Origin of the sequence: Microcoleus sp. POL10_C6 (assembly GCF_036701585.1) — a bacterium.
GTDB lineage: Bacteria > Cyanobacteriota > Cyanobacteriia > Cyanobacteriales > Microcoleaceae > Microcoleus.
The window spans coordinates 15,715-36,157 of record NZ_JAUBRB010000022.1 but is presented as its reverse complement, the minus strand read 5'-3'; the positions used below and the strand labels follow the sequence as shown (position 1 = coordinate 36,157).

General features: G+C 47.4%; 17 protein-coding genes, 1 pseudogene and 1 riboswitch. Of the genes and pseudogenes, 10 read left to right on the top strand and 8 right to left on the bottom strand.

The window, feature by feature from the left end; all coding sequences use genetic code 11:
- Positions 1-77: 77 nt before the first annotated feature.
- Positions 78-299 (top strand): hypothetical protein, encoded by a 222-nt coding sequence (locus tag QUA34_RS14495; RefSeq protein ID WP_333387595.1) that lies wholly within the window; start codon positions 78-80, stop codon positions 297-299.
- Between the two features lie 21 nt (positions 300-320).
- Here QUA34_RS14495 and QUA34_RS14490 read toward each other — a convergent pair whose 3' ends face one another.
- On the bottom strand, positions 321-980 hold the full coding sequence (locus tag QUA34_RS14490) for a restriction endonuclease subunit R (RefSeq protein ID WP_333387592.1): 660 nt from the start codon (positions 978-980) through the stop codon (positions 321-323).
- 241 nt (positions 981-1,221) lie between these two features.
- On the opposite strand from QUA34_RS14490, the gene QUA34_RS14485 reads away from it, so the two are divergent.
- The 6 genes from QUA34_RS14485 to QUA34_RS14460 all read left to right on the top strand — a co-directional run bounded on the left by QUA34_RS14485 (position 1,222) and on the right by QUA34_RS14460 (position 6,759).
- Entirely contained in the window at positions 1,222-1,572 is a 351-nt protein-coding gene (locus QUA34_RS14485) for a DUF433 domain-containing protein (protein WP_333387590.1), read from the top strand.
- A complete protein-coding gene (locus QUA34_RS14480; RefSeq protein ID WP_333145263.1) occupies positions 1,550-1,912 on the top strand; it encodes a DUF5615 family PIN-like protein in 363 nt (120 codons plus the stop codon). Before QUA34_RS14485 ends, QUA34_RS14480 begins: the two co-directional genes overlap by 23 nt.
- A 121-nt stretch (positions 1,913-2,033) precedes the next feature.
- Positions 2,034-4,004: an acetate--CoA ligase gene (acs, locus tag QUA34_RS14475; RefSeq protein WP_333387587.1), complete on the top strand. Its 1,971-nt coding sequence runs from the start codon at positions 2,034-2,036 to the stop codon at positions 4,002-4,004.
- Between the two features lie 50 nt (positions 4,005-4,054).
- Positions 4,055-4,684: an ACP phosphodiesterase gene (locus QUA34_RS14470; RefSeq protein WP_333330968.1), complete on the top strand. Its 630-nt coding sequence runs from the start codon at positions 4,055-4,057 to the stop codon at positions 4,682-4,684.
- 96 nt (positions 4,685-4,780) lie between these two features.
- Positions 4,781-5,677: a thermonuclease family protein gene (locus QUA34_RS14465; protein ID WP_333387584.1), complete on the top strand. Its 897-nt coding sequence runs from the start codon at positions 4,781-4,783 to the stop codon at positions 5,675-5,677.
- A gap of 293 nt (positions 5,678-5,970) precedes the next feature.
- Positions 5,971-6,759 carry a class II glutamine amidotransferase gene (locus tag QUA34_RS14460; RefSeq protein WP_333330962.1) on the top strand — a complete coding sequence of 263 codons (789 nt, stop codon included), beginning with the start codon at positions 5,971-5,973 and terminating at the stop codon, positions 6,757-6,759.
- A gap of 173 nt (positions 6,760-6,932) precedes the next feature.
- On the opposite strand, the pseudogene QUA34_RS30190 reads toward QUA34_RS14460, so the two are convergent.
- The 7 genes and pseudogenes from QUA34_RS30190 to QUA34_RS14430 all read right to left on the bottom strand — a co-directional run.
- A pseudogene (locus QUA34_RS30190) lies at positions 6,933-7,019 on the bottom strand (WG repeat-containing protein); the annotation flags it as partial.
- Positions 7,020-7,271: 252 nt separating this feature from the next.
- On the bottom strand, positions 7,272-10,889 hold the full coding sequence (uca, locus tag QUA34_RS14455) for an urea carboxylase (protein WP_333387581.1): 3,618 nt from the start codon (positions 10,887-10,889) through the stop codon (positions 7,272-7,274).
- Positions 10,890-11,040: 151 nt separating this feature from the next.
- Positions 11,041-11,682: an urea amidolyase associated protein UAAP2 gene (locus QUA34_RS14450; protein WP_333061019.1), complete on the bottom strand. Its 642-nt coding sequence runs from the start codon at positions 11,680-11,682 to the stop codon at positions 11,041-11,043.
- 79 nt (positions 11,683-11,761) lie between these two features.
- A complete protein-coding gene (locus QUA34_RS14445) occupies positions 11,762-12,493 on the bottom strand; it encodes an urea amidolyase associated protein UAAP1 (RefSeq protein ID WP_333387579.1) in 732 nt (243 codons plus the stop codon).
- A gap of 293 nt (positions 12,494-12,786) precedes the next feature.
- Complete coding sequence (locus QUA34_RS14440) at positions 12,787-13,563, bottom strand: ABC transporter ATP-binding protein (RefSeq protein ID WP_333387577.1); 777 nt, start codon at positions 13,561-13,563, stop codon at positions 12,787-12,789.
- Between the two features lie 59 nt (positions 13,564-13,622).
- Positions 13,623-14,474, bottom strand: a complete 852-nt coding sequence (locus QUA34_RS14435; RefSeq protein WP_333330948.1) for an ABC transporter permease — start codon at positions 14,472-14,474, stop codon at positions 13,623-13,625.
- Positions 14,475-14,582: 108 nt separating this feature from the next.
- Positions 14,583-15,650 carry an ABC transporter substrate-binding protein gene (locus tag QUA34_RS14430; protein ID WP_333387575.1) on the bottom strand — a complete coding sequence of 356 codons (1,068 nt, stop codon included), beginning with the start codon at positions 15,648-15,650 and terminating at the stop codon, positions 14,583-14,585.
- Between the two features lie 144 nt (positions 15,651-15,794).
- Positions 15,795-15,946: riboswitch (guanidine-I (ykkC/yxkD leader) on the bottom strand.
- Between the two features lie 581 nt (positions 15,947-16,527).
- Here QUA34_RS14430 and atzF point away from each other — a divergent pair.
- From atzF to truB, 3 genes are all read left to right on the top strand, one after another.
- Complete coding sequence (atzF, locus tag QUA34_RS14425; protein WP_333387573.1) at positions 16,528-18,342, top strand: allophanate hydrolase; 1,815 nt, start codon at positions 16,528-16,530, stop codon at positions 18,340-18,342.
- Positions 18,343-18,382: 40 nt separating this feature from the next.
- Positions 18,383-19,129: a calcium-binding protein gene (locus QUA34_RS14420; protein ID WP_333387571.1), complete on the top strand. Its 747-nt coding sequence runs from the start codon at positions 18,383-18,385 to the stop codon at positions 19,127-19,129.
- A 248-nt stretch (positions 19,130-19,377) separates the two neighbouring features.
- Positions 19,378-20,319, top strand: a complete 942-nt coding sequence (gene truB, locus QUA34_RS14415) for a tRNA pseudouridine(55) synthase TruB (protein ID WP_333387568.1) — start codon at positions 19,378-19,380, stop codon at positions 20,317-20,319.
- The last annotated feature ends 124 nt before the right edge of the window (positions 20,320-20,443 follow it).

The following is a 20,443-nucleotide window of genomic DNA, read 5'->3' as shown; positions in this document are numbered from 1 at the left end:
GTTGAATTTATTTGTCAAGCAAATAATAGTAAGAAAGTTAGTTTATTATCGAAATTGTAGAGATTGGAATTAACTAAATGAAAACTTTAAAACGGCTGCACCAGAACAAGACTACATCAGCTAAAAAGGTAAATCAAGTGAAAAAATCTGACAATTCCAACATCAAGTGGTCGATCGAGAAAGTTGTAGTACCGATCGCGATCGCCCTAATTCCGTTAGCAACAACGTACATCACCCCTCAAAATACCCAACAACCGCCAAATCCACCGATCGAGTACAGGACTCCACCGTCACAATAACATCGGATGCGATCGCCCTTGTTAAGCCAACTGCAACTGCACATTCTGCAACTTACAAATCGCTTTCAACACTTGCGCCAACAAGAGCGATCGCTCCCTGTCAGTCAAACTCAATTCCGGTAAAATCTGATAAGTGCAAGGATTTCCGCGCGTCAGATACACAAACTGATAGTTTCGTCCATTCGTCGTCAATCCCCACACAGACGATTGCTGCTGCAAACTTTTATAAGCATAAGTCAGCAATTGCGGCAAACCGGCCCAAGGATCGATCGCACTATTTTTCGCCTCCACTACCAAAATCCAAAACTGTGCCGCCGCGAGCTCTGCATCCGGCTGATTTACGGCTAAGACATCCAAGCGCCCTTTAATTACAGTATCCCCATCCTCAACCTCGATGGGGATGCTATCTTCCATTGTCAGCACGATCGGAATATCAAAAAATCCTGCTAATCTCATTAACGGTGAAAGCACTAAAAATTTAACCAGTTCTTCTGAAACTTTTCCGGCGGATAAGTAGCGTCGAAAGTCAGTTCTAATTTTTAATATTTCCTGCTGTTCTAATTCTGACAGCGGTTCCAGAGAGAAAAAATCGGTGAAGGCGTCTCCTTCTCGCTCTTCCAGTTTGAGAAGGTGGCGAACGTCATTTAGCGAAAGTTGGCTTGCTTCTAAATTTTGGCTCATGGCTTTAGTGCGATCGGCTTATCCAGTAAACTAGATTATAAAAGCATTCTAATAAAATAGGACTTAGGCACGAGTGTTTAAAAACCGGGTTTTTCACGAAAAGACGCATTGGAGGCAGCAGATTCGGCGAAAAACCCGGTTTCTTGCTCCCCGGCGTAAGTCGTCTTTATTAACATCATAACACCCAAACAATGTTTTATTCATGTGATATAATCTTACCAGATATCACCCCGAACCAGCAATGCAACTAGAAGACTATTTCAACTTCCTAAGACCTGACGATATTCGGCTCAAAGGTTCCCGGATCGGCATCGAAACCATTCTTTATGAATACCTGTTTCGCGCTCGAACTCCCGAAGAAATCGCTAACATTTATACATCGCTCACCCTGGAACAAGTTTATGCGACCATTTTGTACTACCTGCACAACAAAGAAGCAGTCGGTAAATACATAACCGAATGGCTGGAGTGGGGCGAAAAAATGCGAGAAGAACAAACTCGTAATCCTCCTCCAGTGACAGAAAAACTTCGCAAATTTAAAGCAGAAAGAGAGGCAAGGAGCAAAGCTGATGCCAATCCAGTATCTCTTTGATGAAAATGTCGAGCCTGTGTATGTTAACCAAATTCGCAGGCGCAATCCCGATCTGGTTGTTCTAGCAGTGGGAGAACTAACAGCACCTTCTAAAGGGACTCTCGATCCAGAAATTCTTATTTGGTGCGAAATCCACAATTTCATTCTTGTTACCAACAACCGCCGCTCTATGCCTGTTCATTTAACAGATCATCTAGAGCAAAACCGCCATATTCCCGGAATCTTTCTCCTGAATTCCAAGCTGAGTATCGGTCAAAATATTGAACTACTGCTTCTGATTTATGAAGCATCATTTGAGAATGAGTACGAAGATAGAATTTACAATTTACCAGTGCTATAATTTCTCATGCAGATCCGACATTTACAAAATTCCCCAAAGTCTTAAGGAAAATAAACATACTTTTGCCCCCACTTATGCAAACAATAGTTAAAAAGACTAACCGAAGTTAAAGTTAAAAGCAATGTCGCAAGATACCATCGAATCAATTCTGCATGAAAAACGGCTATTTCAGCCGCCCGCTGAATTCTCCCAAAAAGCTCACATCAAAAGCCTAGAAGAGTACCAAGCCCTTTACGACAAAGCCAAAGCTGACCCCCAAGCCTTCTGGGCAGAACTCGCCGCCCAAGAATTGCACTGGTTCCAAAACTGGGATACCGTGCTCGACTGGCAACCGCCTTTTGCTAAATGGTTTGTCAACGGTAAAATTAATATTTCTTACAATTGTCTCGATCGCCACTTAACCACTTGGCGCAAAAATAAAGCCGCCCTGATTTGGGAAGGCGAACCCGGAGATTCCCGCACCCTCACCTACGCGCAACTCCACCGCGAAGTCTGCCAAATGGCGAACGTCATCAAACAATTGGGAGTCCAAAAGGGCGATCGCGTTGGCATTTATATGCCGATGATTCCCGAAGCTGCGATCGCCATGCTAGCCTGTGCCAGAATCGGTGCAGTACACAGCGTTGTTTTTGGCGGTTTTAGTGCAGAAGCTTTGCGCGATCGACTTAACGACGGCCAAGCAAAACTCGTCATCACCGCTGACGGTGGCTTCCGCAAAGATACCGCCGTCGGCCTCAAAACACAAGTAGACAAAGCATTAGCAAATAATGCCACACCCAGCGTTACTAACGTTCTCGTAGTTCAGCGCACCAAACAGAAAATTGACATGGAACCAGGGCGCGATCATTGGTGGCACGATTTGCAAAAAGGTGCATCGGCAAATTGTCCCGCCGAACCGATGGACAGCGAAGATATGCTGTTCGTACTCTACACCAGTGGCAGTACCGGCAAACCGAAAGGTGTCGTCCATACAACCGGTGGTTATAACCTTTATACCCACATGACAACCAAGTGGATATTCGACCTCCAAGATACCGATGTTTACTGGTGTACTGCTGATGTCGGCTGGATTACCGGACACAGTTACATAGTCTACGGGCCACTGTCCAACGGTGCAACAACTTTAATGTATGAAGGTGCTCCTCGCCCTTCTAATCCAGGCTGTTTTTGGGATGTAATTGAAAAATACGGCGTCACCGTTTTCTACACTGCACCCACCGCAATTCGCACCTTTATGAAAATGGGCGAACACTTGCCCAACGCGCGCAATTTGTCATCTTTACGATTGTTAGGAACCGTTGGCGAACCGATCAATCCCGAAGCTTGGATGTGGTATCAGCGCGTAATTGGCCACTCGAATTGTCCGATCGTTGATACTTGGTGGCAAACAGAAACCGGGGGAATTATGATTACCGCTTTGCCCGGTGCAATTCCTACAAAACCCGGTTCTGCAACCCTACCGTTCCCCGGAATTGTGGTCGATGTTGTTGACCAAGATGGGGAAACAGTCACTAACGAAAGCGGCGGTTATTTAGTGGTGAAACATCCTTGGCCGGGAATGATGCGGACACTTTACAACGATCCCGATCGTTTCCGCCGCACTTATTGGGAATATTTACACCCGAAAGATGGCGAATTTGTGTACTTTGCAGGGGACGGCGCGCACAAGGACAAAGACGGTTATTTCTGGGTAATGGGTCGCGTTGATGATGTAATTAATGTGGCCGGACACCGACTTGGCACAATGGAAGTCGAGTCAGCTTTGGTATCGCATCCAGCGGTGGCGGAAGCTGCGGTTGTTGGCAAACCGGATGAGATTAAAGGTGAGGAAATTGTGGCTTTTGTCACGCTGGACAACTCGCAGCAACCTAGCGATGAATTGGCTAAGGAATTGAAGCAGCACGTTGTTAAGGAAATTGGGGCGATCGCCCGTCCCGGCGAAATTCGATTTACTGATGCTTTGCCGAAAACGCGAAGCGGGAAGATTATGCGCCGATTGCTGCGTTCTTTGGCGGCGGGACAAGAGGTTTCTGGGGATACTTCGACTTTGGAAGACCGGACGGTTTTGGATAAGTTGCGCGGTGGTGCGTAGGGGGATTTTTTTCAGGGCAGGTTCTTAATAGCAGTAAGGTGCGCCGGGTCGTGCACCTTACTCTTTCTGCTTATGCTATCTTAGATATTTTTACTGTAGCAATGAATTATTTGGCTCATCTATTCTTATCAAAAGGCACGCCAGAATCCCTGATTGGCAACCTCTTAGGAGATTTTGTCAAAGGTTCGGCAATCAACCTTTATCCCGATGAAATTAGAAAGGGCATCGATTTGCACCGCAAAGTAGATAGCTACACGGACTCTCACGCAATAGTGCGATCGAGTAAAAGCCTTGTTTCTTCCCAGAGACGCAGGTTTGCTGGAGTTTTGATTGACGTGTTTTACGACCACTTCTTGGCTAAAAATTGGCTGGAATATTCAGAAATTCCCCTCCGGGATTTTTCTCAGGATGTCTATAAAATCCTGCAAGACAACCGCGATATATTACCTGACTCTCTCCAGCGGGTACTGCCCACAATAATTGCCCGCGACTTGCTTTCATCTTATCAGGAAATTGCCGAAATCGGCATCACTCTTACAAGAATGTCGGCCCGAATCAAGCGGACAAATAACTTGGCAAGCGGCATAGAAGATTTGACAGCTAACTATCAGCGCTTAGAATCAGATTTTCAAGATTTTTTCCCCGACTTGATAAAATACGCGACTGTTGACAAATATTAATACAAACAACAAAAATTACAGTTGCTAGTGATAACGAACTCGTGTATAATCCAAGCGATACCTGCATGAAATCTCAAGTGCAACAGGGTTCAAAATATGGCAACCAGAATTCCGAACCTGCAAATAACTAAAGTAGTTGATGGCGACAGCATCAAAATTTCTCTCAACGGCAAAACCGAATCTCTGCGGCTGATTTGCGTCGATACAGAAGAAAGTCATTCGGGAGGTTCCAAACCTGTAACTGCAGCGGGGAAAGCAGCTTCAGAAATGGCTAAAAAATACTTCGCCACAGCAGATGGCGGACTTGCTCAAATTGACATAGAATTTGATACAGACGATTCGGTTGAAGTAGCTCTACAAAAACACCGCGACAACTACGGGCGTCTCCTCTGTTACGTACATAAAGACGGAGAAAATTACAATCTTAAACTGATTGAAGAAGGCTGGAGTCCCTACTTCGTCAAATACGGGCGATCCCGATTGTATCACCGACAAATGACAGAGGGAGAATCGGCAGCAAAAGCTTACAATCTGATGATTTGGAATCCGATTATCAATGCCAAAATTCCCTCTCGCAACTATGCTAATTTACTTCCTTGGTGGTCGATGCGAGGCTCGATTGTTGAAGAGTTTCGGTTGTCGGAAGCAACCGCAGGAGCGCTTTCTTTGAGGTTGGACTACCCGAAAATATTAGCTGCTTCTGAGAGAGCTAAATCTATTACTATTTTCTGCGATTTGCAGGCGGGAATTACTAAAAGGATCGGCGGCAGCGCTGTAATTTATGCTGGTTCGGTGTATCATAAATTAGCTTTGTGGATACCAGATGCGGAAACTGATGAAATGGCTCCTTTGAAGCGGCTAATCGAGAAGCGTTATGCGGGTCTGGGACGGGGATATGTGTATGTCAGTGGGAAGGTAGAACAGTACAAAGGGAAGCCTCAAATAGTTTTGCAGGATATCAAACAACTTTCAGACTTTCCCCCACAAAAGTGAATTTTACATAAATTTAATTAACAAAATTGCAGGACAAATGGAACGATGAAGACTGTTCTCCGGGGAACGCGATTGAATTTTGGGCGATTCCCTACCGCAACGGGCTCGCACGCGCGTTCGGGATAGCTTGGCTTCACGCATTTTTTAAAATTTAAGTAGCATTATGGTTAACCATCCAAAATAATTGTGTTTTTTTTATTAGGCTAAATCAATTCATACTATAATACTATCATCGCAAATCTGTACCTGCCAATAGCTGCGACATCCATTCAAACTCCAGAGATTTAAAAGCTATGTGCCAATTACTGGGAATGAACTGCAATGTTCCAACAGATATTTGCTTTTCTTTTGAGGGTTTTTCTGCAAGAGGTGGCAAAACGGACGTTCATCAAGACGGTTGGGGAATTGCTTTCTTTGAAGGTTTGGGATGTCGCCTTTTTATAGACTCTAAACCTGCTATTGCTTCTCCGGTTGCAGAAGTAGTGCGTCGCTATCCCATTCATTCAACTAACGTCATTGCTCACATCCGCAAAGCTACCCAAGGCGAAATTGCTTTGGAAAACTGCCACCCTTTTATTCGGGAACTTTGGGGGCGCTATTGGGTTTTCGCTCACAATGGAAATCTGGAAAATTTTAATCCAGAACGTGCCGGAGTTTACAAACCTGTTGGCAAAACTGACAGCGAAAAAGCTTTTTGTTTGATATTAGAAAAGCTGCGCTCCACTTTTCCTCAAAGCAAGCCTGCTGTAGCGGAAATTTACCCGGTACTGGAGGAAATTACTAAAAGTTTGGCAGAACACGGAATTTTTAATTATTTACTTTCTGATGGAGAACACTTGTTCACCCATTGTTCTACTAATCTGCATTATATTGTGCGACAAGCACCTTTTGCTAGCGCTCACTCGATCGACGAAGATGTAACTGTCGATTTTCGGGAATTGACCAACGAGGACGATCGCGTGGCTGTTATTGCCACTTTTCCGCTGACTGATAACGAAGTTTGGACGCAAATTAAGCCGGGAGAATTGCTGGTATTTCAGGATGGTTTGCCGCTCTCTTCTGGGCTGCGGGAGTTAAGTTAACTAGATTTAAACTGAGATGTTGCACCATTGTCAATAAGCTTTTTATGAACAGGCAAGATGCCTGTTCCACAAGAAAATCTACTCTTTGTGGAACAGGCATCTTGCCTGTTCTTGAGAATGGTGCAAGATGTGAGTTTAAACAAATTTAAAGCCTAAACAGAACCTCGAACCTGTTAAATGACCAGCTTTCCAGCTTGATTTATTAAGCCAGATTTGTCATTGCGCTTGACAGCGGCTAAGCCTTCGGAAAAACTGCCTACAGCGGAAACTTAGGGGCGATCGCCCACTAGCCTGCTTGATTGATATATCCCCACCCTTTTGAAGCCCTAACTGCTGCTAAACCTTCATTAAATGAGCCGGGTTTGCACAATTTGATGATGATTCTTGTAGGGTGTCCCGCCTTCAGTGAAAATACACCTGACTGGCTACGATATCCCATCCCACAAAACAATCAAAATCATCCCCCAATTATGCAACGGCTTACCACTGTTCCCGAACTAAAAACAGAGGGATTAATTCGGTTGAATAGCAGCTAGAATTTGTCCGGCTGTCACCGTTTGTCCCTTTTGACAAAACAACTCGGCGACAGTGCCGGCAACATCAGCAGTAATAGCAATTTCCATTTTCATCGCTTCCAAAATTAATAGGCGATCGCCCTCAGCAACCGCATCTCCAACATTAACCAGCACCTGCCAAACATTTGCCGAAACGTGAGCGACAACTGCCTCACAGCCGATCGGCAAAGTAACCTCCGCCGCTGTTTCAGAAGCCTGATCCGCAGAGGATTCTGCTGCTGATTCAGCTTCAAATTCCCCGGATGCGGCCCAGCGATCGCGCTCTGCATTAAATGCGACCTGCTGCTGCGCTTTAAATTCAGCAGCACTCCCCGCAATAGAATGCAAAAATTCATTGTATTCTCTCAGATTAAAAGTGATTTCCTCAACCTTTAATTTAAACTTCCCTTCAATAAATTCTTCCCGACAGCGGTGCAATTCCTCATGAGAAACCGGATAAAATCGGATTTGGTCAAAAAACCGCAAAAGCCAAGGTTTACCAGACTGGAAATCCGCCGTTTGTTTGAACCGATTCCACATTTGCACCGTGCGGCCGACAAATTGATAACCTCCGGGCCCTTCCATGCCGTAAACGCATAAATACGCGCCGCCAATGCCAACTGCATTTTCAGGAGTCCAAGTGCGGGCGGGATTGTATTTAGTAGTAACCAAACGGTGGCGCGGATCGAGGGGAGTTGCGACGGGCGCGCCTAAATAAACGTCTCCCAAACCCATCACTAAATAGCTAGCATTAAATACGATTTCTCTGACTTGTTCGATGCTGTCAAGGCCGTTTATGCGGCGAATAAACTCAATATTGCTGGGACACCAAGGTGCATCCGATCGCACAGACTGCATATATTTTTCAATGGCCAACAGCGTCGATTCATCTTCCCAAGATAAAGGCAAGTGCACAATTCGCGCCGGCACTTCCAAATCCTCGATCGCCGGAAGTTTCGCCTCCGCCGCAATCAGCGCCTGCATTAGCTGCTGTTGCGAAATCTGGCGCCCCTCAAAGTGAATTTGGAGCGATCGCATTCCCGGCACTAATTCGATAACACCAGGCAACGGATTTGCTTTTAGCCATTCCATCAATGCGTGCGCCCGAAAACGCAAATTTAAATCCAGCACCAACGGGCCGTATTCAACTAGAATATATTTATCCCCAGCTTGACGGTAAGTAACAGCAACCTGTCCCAGAGATTCGGGAATTTCGTGCAAAATTGGAGAAGCGGAAACTGCGGGCAATTCCTCCGAATTTCCCCCAAAAACAGGCAAACAAAAAGTAGCAATTTGCCTATTTTGTGCTAATTCCCGCTGCAAAGCTTCAGCAAAACTCAAACAGTGAAAGCGAATGCTGTCCCCCGGTTTCAGTTGCCCGATTTTCCACAATTCCGACTGCACAATAGTAGCAGGACACACAAAACCTCCCAAACTCGGGCCGTCAAGACCGAGAATTACAGGCATATCGCCCGTAAAATCGATCGTGCCGATCGCGTAAGCATTATCGTGAATGTTAGACGGGTGCAAACCCGCTTCCCCTCCGTCTTGACGCGCCCAGGTGGGCTTCGGGCCGATCAGCCGAATTCCCGTCCGCGTCGAGTTGTAATGCACCTGCCATTCTGTGGAGAAAAACATTTCGATGTCTGACTCAGTAAAGAAATCCGGCGCGCCGTGAGGCCCGTACAAAACGCCGATTTCCCAATTATTGCTGTAGGTGGGAATTAGTTCGGGAGGCAAAGATATTTCCGCTTCCAGAGTGGCAGTTTGAAGCAGTTTAAGCACATCTCCCGGACGCAGGATGCGGCCCGCGTGTCCGCCAAATTTGCCCAGTACAAAAGTTGATTTGCTGCCCAAATAATCGGGGACATTAAAGCCGTGTTTGACTGCTAAATAAGTGCGGTAGCCGCCGCCTTGAATGGCTTTTAACTTGAGAATGCTGCCAGCTTTTACGGGAATTGCCGTCCAAAACGGCACCGATTCGCCGTTTAGCGTTCCCTTCATAGTTGCACCAGTCAAACTAATAACTGTATCGGCATTAAAGCGCAGAGTTGGGCCTGTCGCTGTGAATTCCAATCCTGCTGTGGATTCGGGATTTCCTACTAAACGATTTGCCGATCGAAATGCCAGATGATCCATCGGCCCAGAAGGCGGCACGCCCACATCCCAATAGCCAATCCGCCCCGGATAATCTTGAATGCTGCTGTAGGTTCCCCCATCCAATACATCGATCGTTAAAGGTGCGTATTCAAAAGAGTTTAAAAAGCGCGTGCTCTGTTCGCCCCGGTTGAATCTGGAATCGTCTAAAATCTGGCGGAGGTAATCTAAATTAGTTTCAATTCCCGCTATTTCACTGGCATCTAAAGCAGCTTTTAGTTTTACGATCGCCTGCGATCGATTATCCCCGCAAACGATTACTTTGGCTAGCAGCGGATCGTAAAAAGGAGTAACCTCCGTGCCGGTTTCTATCCAACTGTCGCAGCGGACGTTTTCGGGAAACGCAACTTGATTCAGCAACCCGGAACTCGGCTGAAAATTCTTGCCGGCATCTTCGGCATAAATTCGCACCTCAATTGAGTGTCCCTGCGGTTGATAGCGGTACTCTTCCAGGGGGAACAAATCTCCCGAAGCCTGTTTTACCATCCACTCAACAAGGTCGATGTTGTTGACAGCTTCTGTAACGCCATGTTCAACTTGCAAGCGCGTGTTGACTTCCAAAAAATAAAACAGTTTCGCATCGACATCAAATACAAATTCAACAGTACCCGCTGACTGGTAATTTACCGCTTTTCCCAACCGCACGGCTGCACCGTACAACTGATGGCGCTGTTCGTCGCTAATAGCAGGGGCGGGGGTTTCTTCAATTACTTTTTGATTGCGCCGCTGCACCGAACAATCTCGCTCGCCCAAGGCTATGACATTTCCTTTGCCATCTCCAAAGATTTGGACTTCAATGTGCCTAGCTGTTTGAATATATTTCTCTAAAAAAACGCCGCTTTGTTTAAAATTGCTTTGACTCAAACGCTGTACTTTTTCAAATGCTTCTGCCAAATCTCGATCGCCAAAACAAGCCTGCAAACCGATGCCGCCGCCACCTGCGGTACTTTTGAGCATCACCGGATAGCCGATCGCCCCAGCCGCTTTTTGGGCATCTTCTAAACTTGCTAAAAGTTCGCTTCCGGGAGTTAGCGGCACTTGATTTGCAGCGGCTATTTCCCGCGCGGTGTGCTTCAATCCAAAGCAGCGCAACTGAGTCGGAGTCGGGCCGATAAATGCAATATTTTCGCTGGCGCAAGCTTCGGCAAACTCAGCATTTTCGCTCAAAAAGCCGTAACCCGGATGGATGGCTTGAGCTTTAGTTTGGCGCGCAACTTCGAGAATGCGATCGAACCGCAAATAACTCTCGGCTGCGGGGGCTGCACCTATACAAACGGCTTCGGTGGCGGCGAAAACGTGTTTGGCGTGGGCGTCGGCTTCAGAATATACTGCTACCGAAGCAATTCCGAGGCGATCGAGCGTGCGGATAATTCGGCAGGCAATTTCACCGCGATTTGCAATCAAAACTTTGTTAAACATTTAGGTAATTGGTAATTGCTAATTGGTTATTGCTAATTGATAATTGATAATTGCTAATGGGCAATCGATTCTTCAGTCCTCTTTAGAGGACTTTAGCTATTAGCCAGGGGTTTAAACCCCTGGCGGTTTCTGGCGGGTAGGCAGCTACAACCTATACCGCATCCCAAACAATCAATTGAATCGGCGTAGGATTGTAAGCATTGCAAGGATTGTTCATTTGCGGGCAGTTAGAAATAGCAACCAGCGCGTTCATTTCGGCTCGCAAATCAACTGTACTTCCCGGATCAGAGATGCCGTCAACAATTTCAAGGGTGCCATCTTCGCTAACCGGAACATTCATAAAAAAGTTGATATTGCTGACTAAATCTCGCTTGCCCAAACCGTAGGGAAGAATTGCGGCGAGGAAATTTTCAACGCAGGCGTGCTGGTATTTTTTATCTAGGCCAAACCGCACCGAATTGCTTTCGCAGCTACAGGCGCCGCCGGAGGTATCGTGCCGTCCGCAGGAGTCAGCAATTATGGTCATCATGGCTCGCCCTTCGTTGGAAATGAGTTGGCTGTTTGTAGTGACAAAGATGTTGCCTTGATTGACGATCGTATCGGGGGCGCTGTAGCGTTCGGAAGGGTCATCGGCATTGTAAACTAAAAAATCTACTGCTTGATTTCCGCCTAAATCTACAATGCGGAGAATCTGTCCTTTTTTGATGACGCGAGCCCAGGGATGTCTGGCGGGTAAAACTTCGTTATAAATTGCAGTTTTTGGATCGAGAAGTTGTTGGGTAGTTGCAGTCATGGTTCACTTTTTGTGATGGAAGTACAGAATTTTTCACCGCAGATTGGTGGGGACAAGATTGAATTGTGTAATCGGGGGTTTATTGCACGAACAAAGCATCGGTGTTGATGAAGCCGCGCACGGCTTCCGGGTTGGCGGTGCGGCACAAGTCGTCTGGTGCGGGGGCGGGGGTTTTCACAATCTGAATTTGGATGGGTTTTGGATCGTAAATTGAAGCCGGATGCAGGATGTGGGGGCAGTTAGATATAACGGTCAATACGTTCATTTCGGCTCGCAAATCGATAAAACTACCCGGTTTTTCGCAGCCTTCGCGAAACTCCATCGTGCCGTCTGGTTTGACGGCAATGCGAGTAAATAAGTTGAGGTTGGGCATGATATCTTTTTTGCTCAATCCCCACCGAGTTAGGGCTTTGAGGAAGTTGTCGCGAGAGTTTTTCCAGTCTCCTTCGCCGTATTTTTTGGCATTGCTAACGGCGTTGCTGCATCCTCCTAACAAATCGTGACAGCCGGAGGTGTCTTGGGTGATGGAAAATAGGATGCGTCCCATGTCTGTGTAAAGCACCATGCCTTGTTTGAGAAAGGCGTTGAATTGAATTTTGGCGGTGTCTGCTGCGTTGAAACGTTCGATCGCATTGTCGGCGTTGTAGCACAGCATGGAAACGCCGCGAGAGCCTTCTAAATCGCTGATTCGCAGGGTGTTTCCCCGCTTGATGACCCCCGACCAGTACGCGCCGCCCGGTACGGTTTCTTGCATTAATACGAGGTCAGAATCAATTTCTGAGTTTGTGTCGATCGATGATAGTTGCACCATAAGTTCCTCTTGATGTATTTGGGGGGGTCAGCGAAACAAAACAATAGTATTTTGTAGTGGCAAAAGTCACCCTCTCCCAAAGTAATATTTATCTCCACTGATATCTTGCACCATTCTCAAGAACGAGCAAGATGCCCGTTCCACAAAACTCAATTTTATTGTGGAACGGGCATCTTGCCCGTTCCTAAATAGGTAATTGACAATAGTGCAAGATGTTAAGTTTCCACTTACTTAGGTTGGCAGTTAAACTCTTGGCACGGGTGCAAAAAGTGCAAATACAAACCTATTTCTATTTAAGCAGCCATTGCAACTGCTTCCTGTCCGTGTTTCCGCATCAAATCCATGAGTTCGTCGCGGTAATCGTGGAATTTGGCGTGGCGTTTAACGCTGGGAGTGCGATCGGGCAAATTAATCGACATTTCCTTTCTCACTGTACCGGGACGAGCGCCCAAAGCATAAATCCGATTGGAAAGAAACACCGCTTCTTCGACATCGTGGGTAATCATAAAGATTGTAATCTGGGTGCGGCGCCACAAATCGAGCATGAATTCGTGCATCGATTCTTTCGTGTGGATATCCAAGGCGCCGAAAGGTTCATCCATTAATAACACTTTAGGTTCAGAAGCGAGGGCGCGGGCGATCGCCACCCGCTGTTTCATCCCGCCCGACAATTCCTTCGGCAGCGACGAAGCAAACTGCGTCAATCCTACCACATTCAAATAATAGCTCGCTTGTTCGCGCCGCTTTTTCTTGGACACGCCTTGAAGTTTGAGGCCAAACTCGGCATTTTCCTGCACGTTCATCCAAGGATAAAGAGTGTAATGCTGAAATACCATACCTCGATCCGGCCCAGGCGAAACAACTTCTTTGCCATCAATTTTCACTTCCCCTATTGTCGGCTTGTCCAATCCCGCAATCTGCCTCAACAGAGTTGATTTGCCCGAACCGGATGCGCCTACCGCGCAGATAAATTCGCCTTGCTTGATGCTCATATTGATGTCCTTGAGCACAACTAATTTACCTTTTTTCGTTTCAAAGTTTTTGTGGAGATTGTTGATTTGCAGAAACATGAGTTTATCCTCTGTATTGTAAGTAAAAAAATGACACCATTTTGCCTTTTAACATCTGCTTACTGTTTCTGGCTTGACCATTTACAAGAAACCCGCAGCAGATATTGAAAAAGCAAGTCAAAAGTCAGTCCGATCGCCCCAATGACAATCAGCCCCACAAATATTTCATCGGTTCGGAGAAATCGACCGGCGACGCTGATCCGGCGGCCTAAGCCTTCGGTTGCAGCAATCAATTCCGAGACGATTACCAATTGCCAAGCCGCAGCTAGGTTGATGCGGCTAGCATCAAGAATTCCAGGCAAAACGTGGGGAAAAATAACTTGAGTTAGGATTTCCCAGCGATTCCCGCCCAACATATAAGTAGATTCGATCAAGTCTTTGGGAACAAACTTGACTGTATCCATCACCATCAGCGAATTGAAGAAAAAGACGCCGATAAATATCAGCATTATTTTGGGTTCTTCGCCGATGCCCAAGTAGAGAATTAGCAGGGGAATGAATGCTGGTGCGGGCATATATCGCATCAAGCCGAACATGGGTTCAAGCAAGGCACGAATACTGGAAAAACTGCCCATCAGCACGCCAATTGGTATGGAAAAAACCAAGGCGAACAGAAAGCCCACTCCCACTCGCCACAAACTCGCTACCGTGTCTTTCAAAAGTTCGCGAGTGTTCCACAGTCGGCCGAATGCTTCTAACACTTTGCCGGGGGAAGGCAAAAATTTGGGGTCTACATCGGCGAAAGTTGTTACTAGCCACCATACCAGCAGCGGCAGTGCGATCGATGTTACCGTTAACCCAATATTGAGGGGTTGTGGTATCTCTTCCGCAATCCGCCAGAAAACGGTGGGATTTAGGCTTTTTTGCTTGAGGTGGGATTGGATCGATCGCGGATCGGGGTTTGGTGGCATGATTTAATTGCAGAACAGTTGAGCGATTAATTGAAGTAGATTTTGGGGATTATAAAAAGTATTTTTTTTTAGGTTTTTTTGTGTATGCACAATCGTAAATTATGCCTTTTAGCTTTTACCTTCTGCATAAGCTTTGATAAAGCGATCGTCAAATAATGTGCTGATATCTGGTTGGGTTTTGGCTAAATTTACATCTACGAGAAATTTAGTCATTTCTCCCGCCGCAAACTGCAATGATGTCATGTCATTTCCCGGTTGAAAGGCTTTCAAGTTTTCCTCGATCGTAAATATCTGAGTGCCGTTTTCATATTCTTTGTATTCCTCAACGCTAACTCCGGCGCGGTTGGCGAGAATCTCGTAAGATTTCTCTTTATTGGCTTTCATGTATTCCAATGTTGCAAACCATGAATTGACCAGGGCTTGCACTCGATCGGGGTGTTCGCCGATAAACTTTCGGGTGAATACCAAATGGTCAGAAATCGCCCCCGGAAAATCTTTGGAACTAAACAGTTCCTTGCTGTTCGATCGTTTTAATGCCTGGGTGGTAAACGGCGCAAATACTGCCACCGCATCGACTTGTCCTCCGACGAAAGCCGCCGCAGCTTTGCCGGTTTCCAGCGGTACAAATTGAATATCTTGCACTGATAAACCTGCTTTTCTCAGCCCTAACAGTAATAGAAAGTGATCGACTGTCCCTTCCTCTGCTGCCACTTTTTTTCCTTTTAAATCGGCAACGGAATTGATGCCTTCGGCGACAATCACTTTGTCATTTCCCGTCGAGTTGTCGTTGACTAAAACAATTACTTGGTCGGCACCGCCGGATATAGAGTTTACTGTATCGCCGAGGGTTTGGCTGTTAGCATTTATCTGTCCTGCTGTGAGGGTGCTGATCGATTCTAAGTAACCGTCAAACCATTTTAAGTCTACAGCAACATTGTTGGCTTCAAATATCTTTTGCTCTTTGGCAATTTGCCAAGGAAACCAGCCGGGCCACGCGCTGAATCCGAGGCTAACTGCATCAGCACTTACTGAAGAAGCTGCTTCGGTTTCAGTCGTGGTTTTGATATAAATTGCCGGGTTGACGCAGCCGACAGCGAAAAACAAGGTGATGAAAAATATGGCGCAGTATGATAAGGGCGATCGCGTTATTTTGGGGGAGCAATATCGGATATTCATAGCAGATTCTCGTTGCTGGTTAGAGGTGAATATGTCGATCGAGCTTTTGCACCTTCTTTGGCTTCCTTAGCTTCCGCAAACCCCCCTGATATACAAGGATAAAGCCCGAGAGCTAACGAACCGAGTCTTGCTGACCGATCGCGTTTCTCCCGGGCTTTTATCCCGCCGTGTAACTGGCTAGTGTTTCCCTAACATTAAAATATTGGGACAACCAGTCTGCTTCTCTCGGACCAGCACTTGAACTGTCTAAGCTGAGTTAGAAACTGATTCAAATCGGAACCCTAGAAGCGGTTAAATTTTTTCGGTTTTTGTCTGTATAAGTCCTGTTTGCAACCCAAGGAGTTATTCGAGACTGTCAGTAACAGCAATGCACTTAGCTTTTTGAAAGGTAAGCATACTGTAGTTTGCAATCTTACTAGATTGCTACGTTTCAAACGGTAACAGCAAACTTGATGCGAAAATGTGTAAAATGTTACAAAAAACTGTTTTTCTCGAATTTGTAAAATTAAAATTTTTGGAATATTAAACCGGGCGATGAGATGGGGCGATTGGAAATCGCGAAGTTTACCTGCACAAAAAGACGCAACCCGCAAGGTCATGGTTGAATATTTCTCAAGAAATAGTTCGAGTCCTAGACTGGATGCGGAGGCGATCGACAATGCGGTAAACTAACATCCTATTTGTAATAACGATCGCCTAACACAGCCTGTGAAGTCAAATCCGTTAGCATTGGAATGATTCATCTCTCTCCGATCTCCCTCTGCGTTCTCTGCGTTCTCTGCGGTTAAATCATCCTCATATAACCAGAAATGATATGAAGTCAAATCTTCAATCTAAAATCTAAAATCTAAAATCTAAAATCGACTGACGGTGCATTATGGAAAAATTTAACTACAGCAACAGTCTCGACATTCATTCGCTACTCGATCGCTACCGCACCGGCTCGATCGCGCCTGCAGATGCGATCGCGAGCGTGTACGATCGTATCGAACGCTATGCAGATCCGGCAATATGGATTTATTTAGCACCGCAGGCGGAAACCCTCGAACGCGCCAAAGCTTTGGAAAACCTAGACCCGCAGCAGTTGCCGCTTTACGGGATACCTTTTGCGATCAAAGATAATCTCGATTGGGCGGGCGTTCCGACTACGGCGGGATGTCCGCAGTTTGCTAGCACTCCAGCGCGATCGTCCGCAGTCGTAGAGCGTTTGTGCGCGGCAGGTGCGATCGCGATCGGCAAAACAAACATGGATCAATTTGCCACAGGATTAGTGGGAACCCGCACGCCTTATGGAGTTTGCCGCAATCCGTTCGATCGGCGCTACATTCCGGGCGGATCGAGTTCCGGTTCCGCAGCAGCAGTCTCCGCCGGATTGGTGAGTTTTGCTCTGGGTACCGATACCGCAGGATCTGGGAGGGTTCCCGCTGCTTTTACCAACATTGTCGGGCTAAAGCCAAGTTGCGGCTCGATCGGCACTCGCGGCCTGCTGCCGGCAGTGCGATCGCTCGATTGCGTTTCTGTGTTCGCTCTCACCTGTGCGGATGCGGCCTCCGTGCTGCAAGTAGCCAGCGGTTTTGACGCTGAGGATGCGTTTTCTCGTCACCCTGAAACGAAAGTTTTGCCGGATTTATCCCGCTTGCGGGTGGGAGTTCCCGGAGACGGCAAACTCGAATTTTTCGGGAATGCAGAAGCAGAACAGCGCTACAGAGAGGCGATCGCGCGCTTGCAATCTTTAGGCTGCATGATCGCACCTATTGACTTCAAACCCTTTGCGGATGCTGCCGAATTGCTCTACGGCGGGCCTTGGGTAGCAGAAAGGTTGGCCGCGATCGGCGATTTCCTCGACGCGCACCCAGAGGATATCGATCCGATCGTCTACGAAATTATCAGCGGCGGCAAACGCTACGATGCCGTCTCTGCCTACCGCGCGTCGTACCGGTTGGCCGAGCTCCGCAAGCTTGCAGAAATTCAGTGGCAGTCAATGGATGTGTTGGCGGTACCCACGACAGGTACGATTTATACTGTCGCAGAAGTTGCAGCCGAGCCGATCGCGCTCAACACCAATCTCGGCCGCTACACGAACTTTGCGAATTTGCTCGATTTGTGCGCGATCGCAGTTCCCAGCGGGTTTCAAAGCAGCGGATTGCCCGCAGGATTGACACTGATGGCTCCTGCGTGGCACGATTTATCGCTCTGCCATTTGGGCTCTGCTTTCCACGCTAGCTTGGGGGGAACTTTGGGCGCAACCGACCTACCGCTGCCCACCGTCCCGGAACCCGCCATTGCAGCAAAATCTTCCTCAGAAGAACGAGTCAAAATAGCCGTAGTTGGCGCTCATTTGAGCGGTGAGCCGCTGAATTACCAGCTAATCGAGGGGGGAGGCATTTTGGTTCGCGCCTGCCGTACCAGCCCGATTTACAAGCTGTACGCTTTGACGGGTACTGCTCTGGGCAAGCCGGGATTGGTGCGTCAGATAGAGGGCGGTAGCGCGATCGAGGTGGAAGTTTGGGAGTTGTCGATCTCCGCTTTCGGCGGATTTGTCGCTAAAATTCCCCCGCCGCTGGGAATTGGTACGCTCGTGTTGGAGGACGGCTCCACGGTGCAGGGCTTTTTGTGCGAACCTTATGCTGTGGCGGATGCGATCGATATTTCTGATCTGGGCGGTTGGCGAGCTTATAACTTCCGGTTTTAGGCTAAGTTAGAATGGCAAATTTCTACCCATCTTCAGAATCATGCCATCAGCAGTGCCAATTCGACCAATTCCCGTCACAACCCCAACCCCCACCGGCGGCGGTACCAGTCCCTCCGGGGCACCTGGCGGCACTCGCGGCACCAGCAGCCCCGACTCCCTCAGAGGTACTGCGGGCGCTAACTTGATATTTGGTTTGGGTGGCCCTGACAGCATTTTGGGCTTAGGCGCAGACGATTCCCTCTACGGCGGCGACGGTGATGACTCACTGCTGGGGGACGTTGGCGATGATTTGCTGTTCGGCGGTGCGGGCCGCGACAGCGTTTTGGGTGGCGCCGGCGACGATACTTTCTACGGTGGCAAAGGTTCTGACTCAATGCTGGGCGGCGATGGCAATGATTTGCTGTTTGGCAACCAAGACACCGATACTTTGTTGGGAGGCGCGGGCGATGACTCGCTTTTTGGGGGTGCCGGCGATGACTCGCTGTTTGGTGGCATCGGCAATGACTGTTTATCGGGCGATCGCGGCCAAGATACTTTAACTGGCGGCACCGGAAACGATACTTTTGCGATCGGGCGTTTGGCAGACGGGGATGTGATTACAGATTTTACTGATGGTACGGATCGAATTCGCTTGACTGCCGGCCTTACTTTTGGCGAACTCACCATTGCCGCTGGGGCAGGAACTTCGCCCAGTACAATTATTCAGCTTACAAGCACCAAGGAAACTCTGGCTACTTTATTCGGAGTTGCCCGCGCTTCTATCAGTCAGGCAGACTTTATTCTTTAATTGGAAATTGGGAATTGGGAATTGATAATTGGGCTGGCGGGTAGTTTGTAGTTTTAAGTTTTCAATGTTGAACTTTTTAACTAAAAACCGCTTTTGCGTTGCAAGTAACGTTAGCTTTCGCGATCCGAAAAAAATCAAGATCAAAACTTTTCATCTTCCATCTTCCATCTTCCCTCTTCCTGACATCCGTTATATCCGTTACATCCGTTACACAATCCGTTGCCGAACTTCCCTCTTCCTTCTTCCTAATGACTACTGACGGTTTTCTCAATCTCAACAAACCTGCGGGCATGACTTCTCACGACTGCGTGGGGCGAGTGCGCCGGCTATTAAAACTCAAGCGAGTCGGACACGGAGGAACCCTCGATCCTGCTGTGACTGGCGTTTTACCGATCGCCCTGGGCAAAGCAACCAGACTGCTGCAATATCTCCAACACAATAAAGCTTACCGAGGCACGATTCGGTTTGGCTTAACTACTGCTACTGACGATTTAGAAGGAGAAATTCTCCATTCTCGACCGGTGCCAGAGTTGAGTTTGGAACAAGTGCAATCTGCAATGCCAAATTTCCTAGGAAAAATCGAGCAATTTCCGCCGAGTTTTAGTGCGGTTCAGGTGGGAGGAAAACGCCTTTATGAGTTAGCTAGAAAAGGCGAAACTGTGGAAGTTGCTGCTAGGAAAGTCGAGGTTTTTCGGCTGGAAATCTTGGATTGGCGGCCGGGGGATTTTCCTGAATTGGATTTGTCGATCGCCTGCGGGGCGGGTACTTACATTCGGGCGATCGCACGGGATTTGGGCGCTGTGTTGAATACAGGCGGTACTTTGGCTTGTTTGACTCGCACCGAAAGTAGCGGTTTCTCGATCGACCAAAGTCTCAGTTTTGAAGAATTAGAACTGCAATTGCAGGAGAATAAATTTTGCCCGATTTTGCCATCGGCGGTTTTGGGACATTTAGGCGCGATCGTCCTTTCCCCTGAATATACCAAACGCTGGTTTCAAGGACAGCGCCTCCCGATTCCCGAAACGTCGATCGGGCCCTATGAGGAAAGTAGCAACCATCCCCCCCACAACCCAATACCCCAACCTCCCTATCCCTTGCAGGTTTACGATCGAGACGGTAATTTTTTAGGTATCGGTCAAGTAGCCAACTCAGAGACAAGTACCATATTATCTCCTCAAATTGTGATTTAAGTATCTAAAATAAAAATGAAAAAAGGTATAATTGGTACGGGAAAAGTTGGCGGAACTCTAACCGCTGGGAATGCTCTCGATGCACCTAGCTTACAGCGGTACGGGACGAGATTGGCCTATTAAT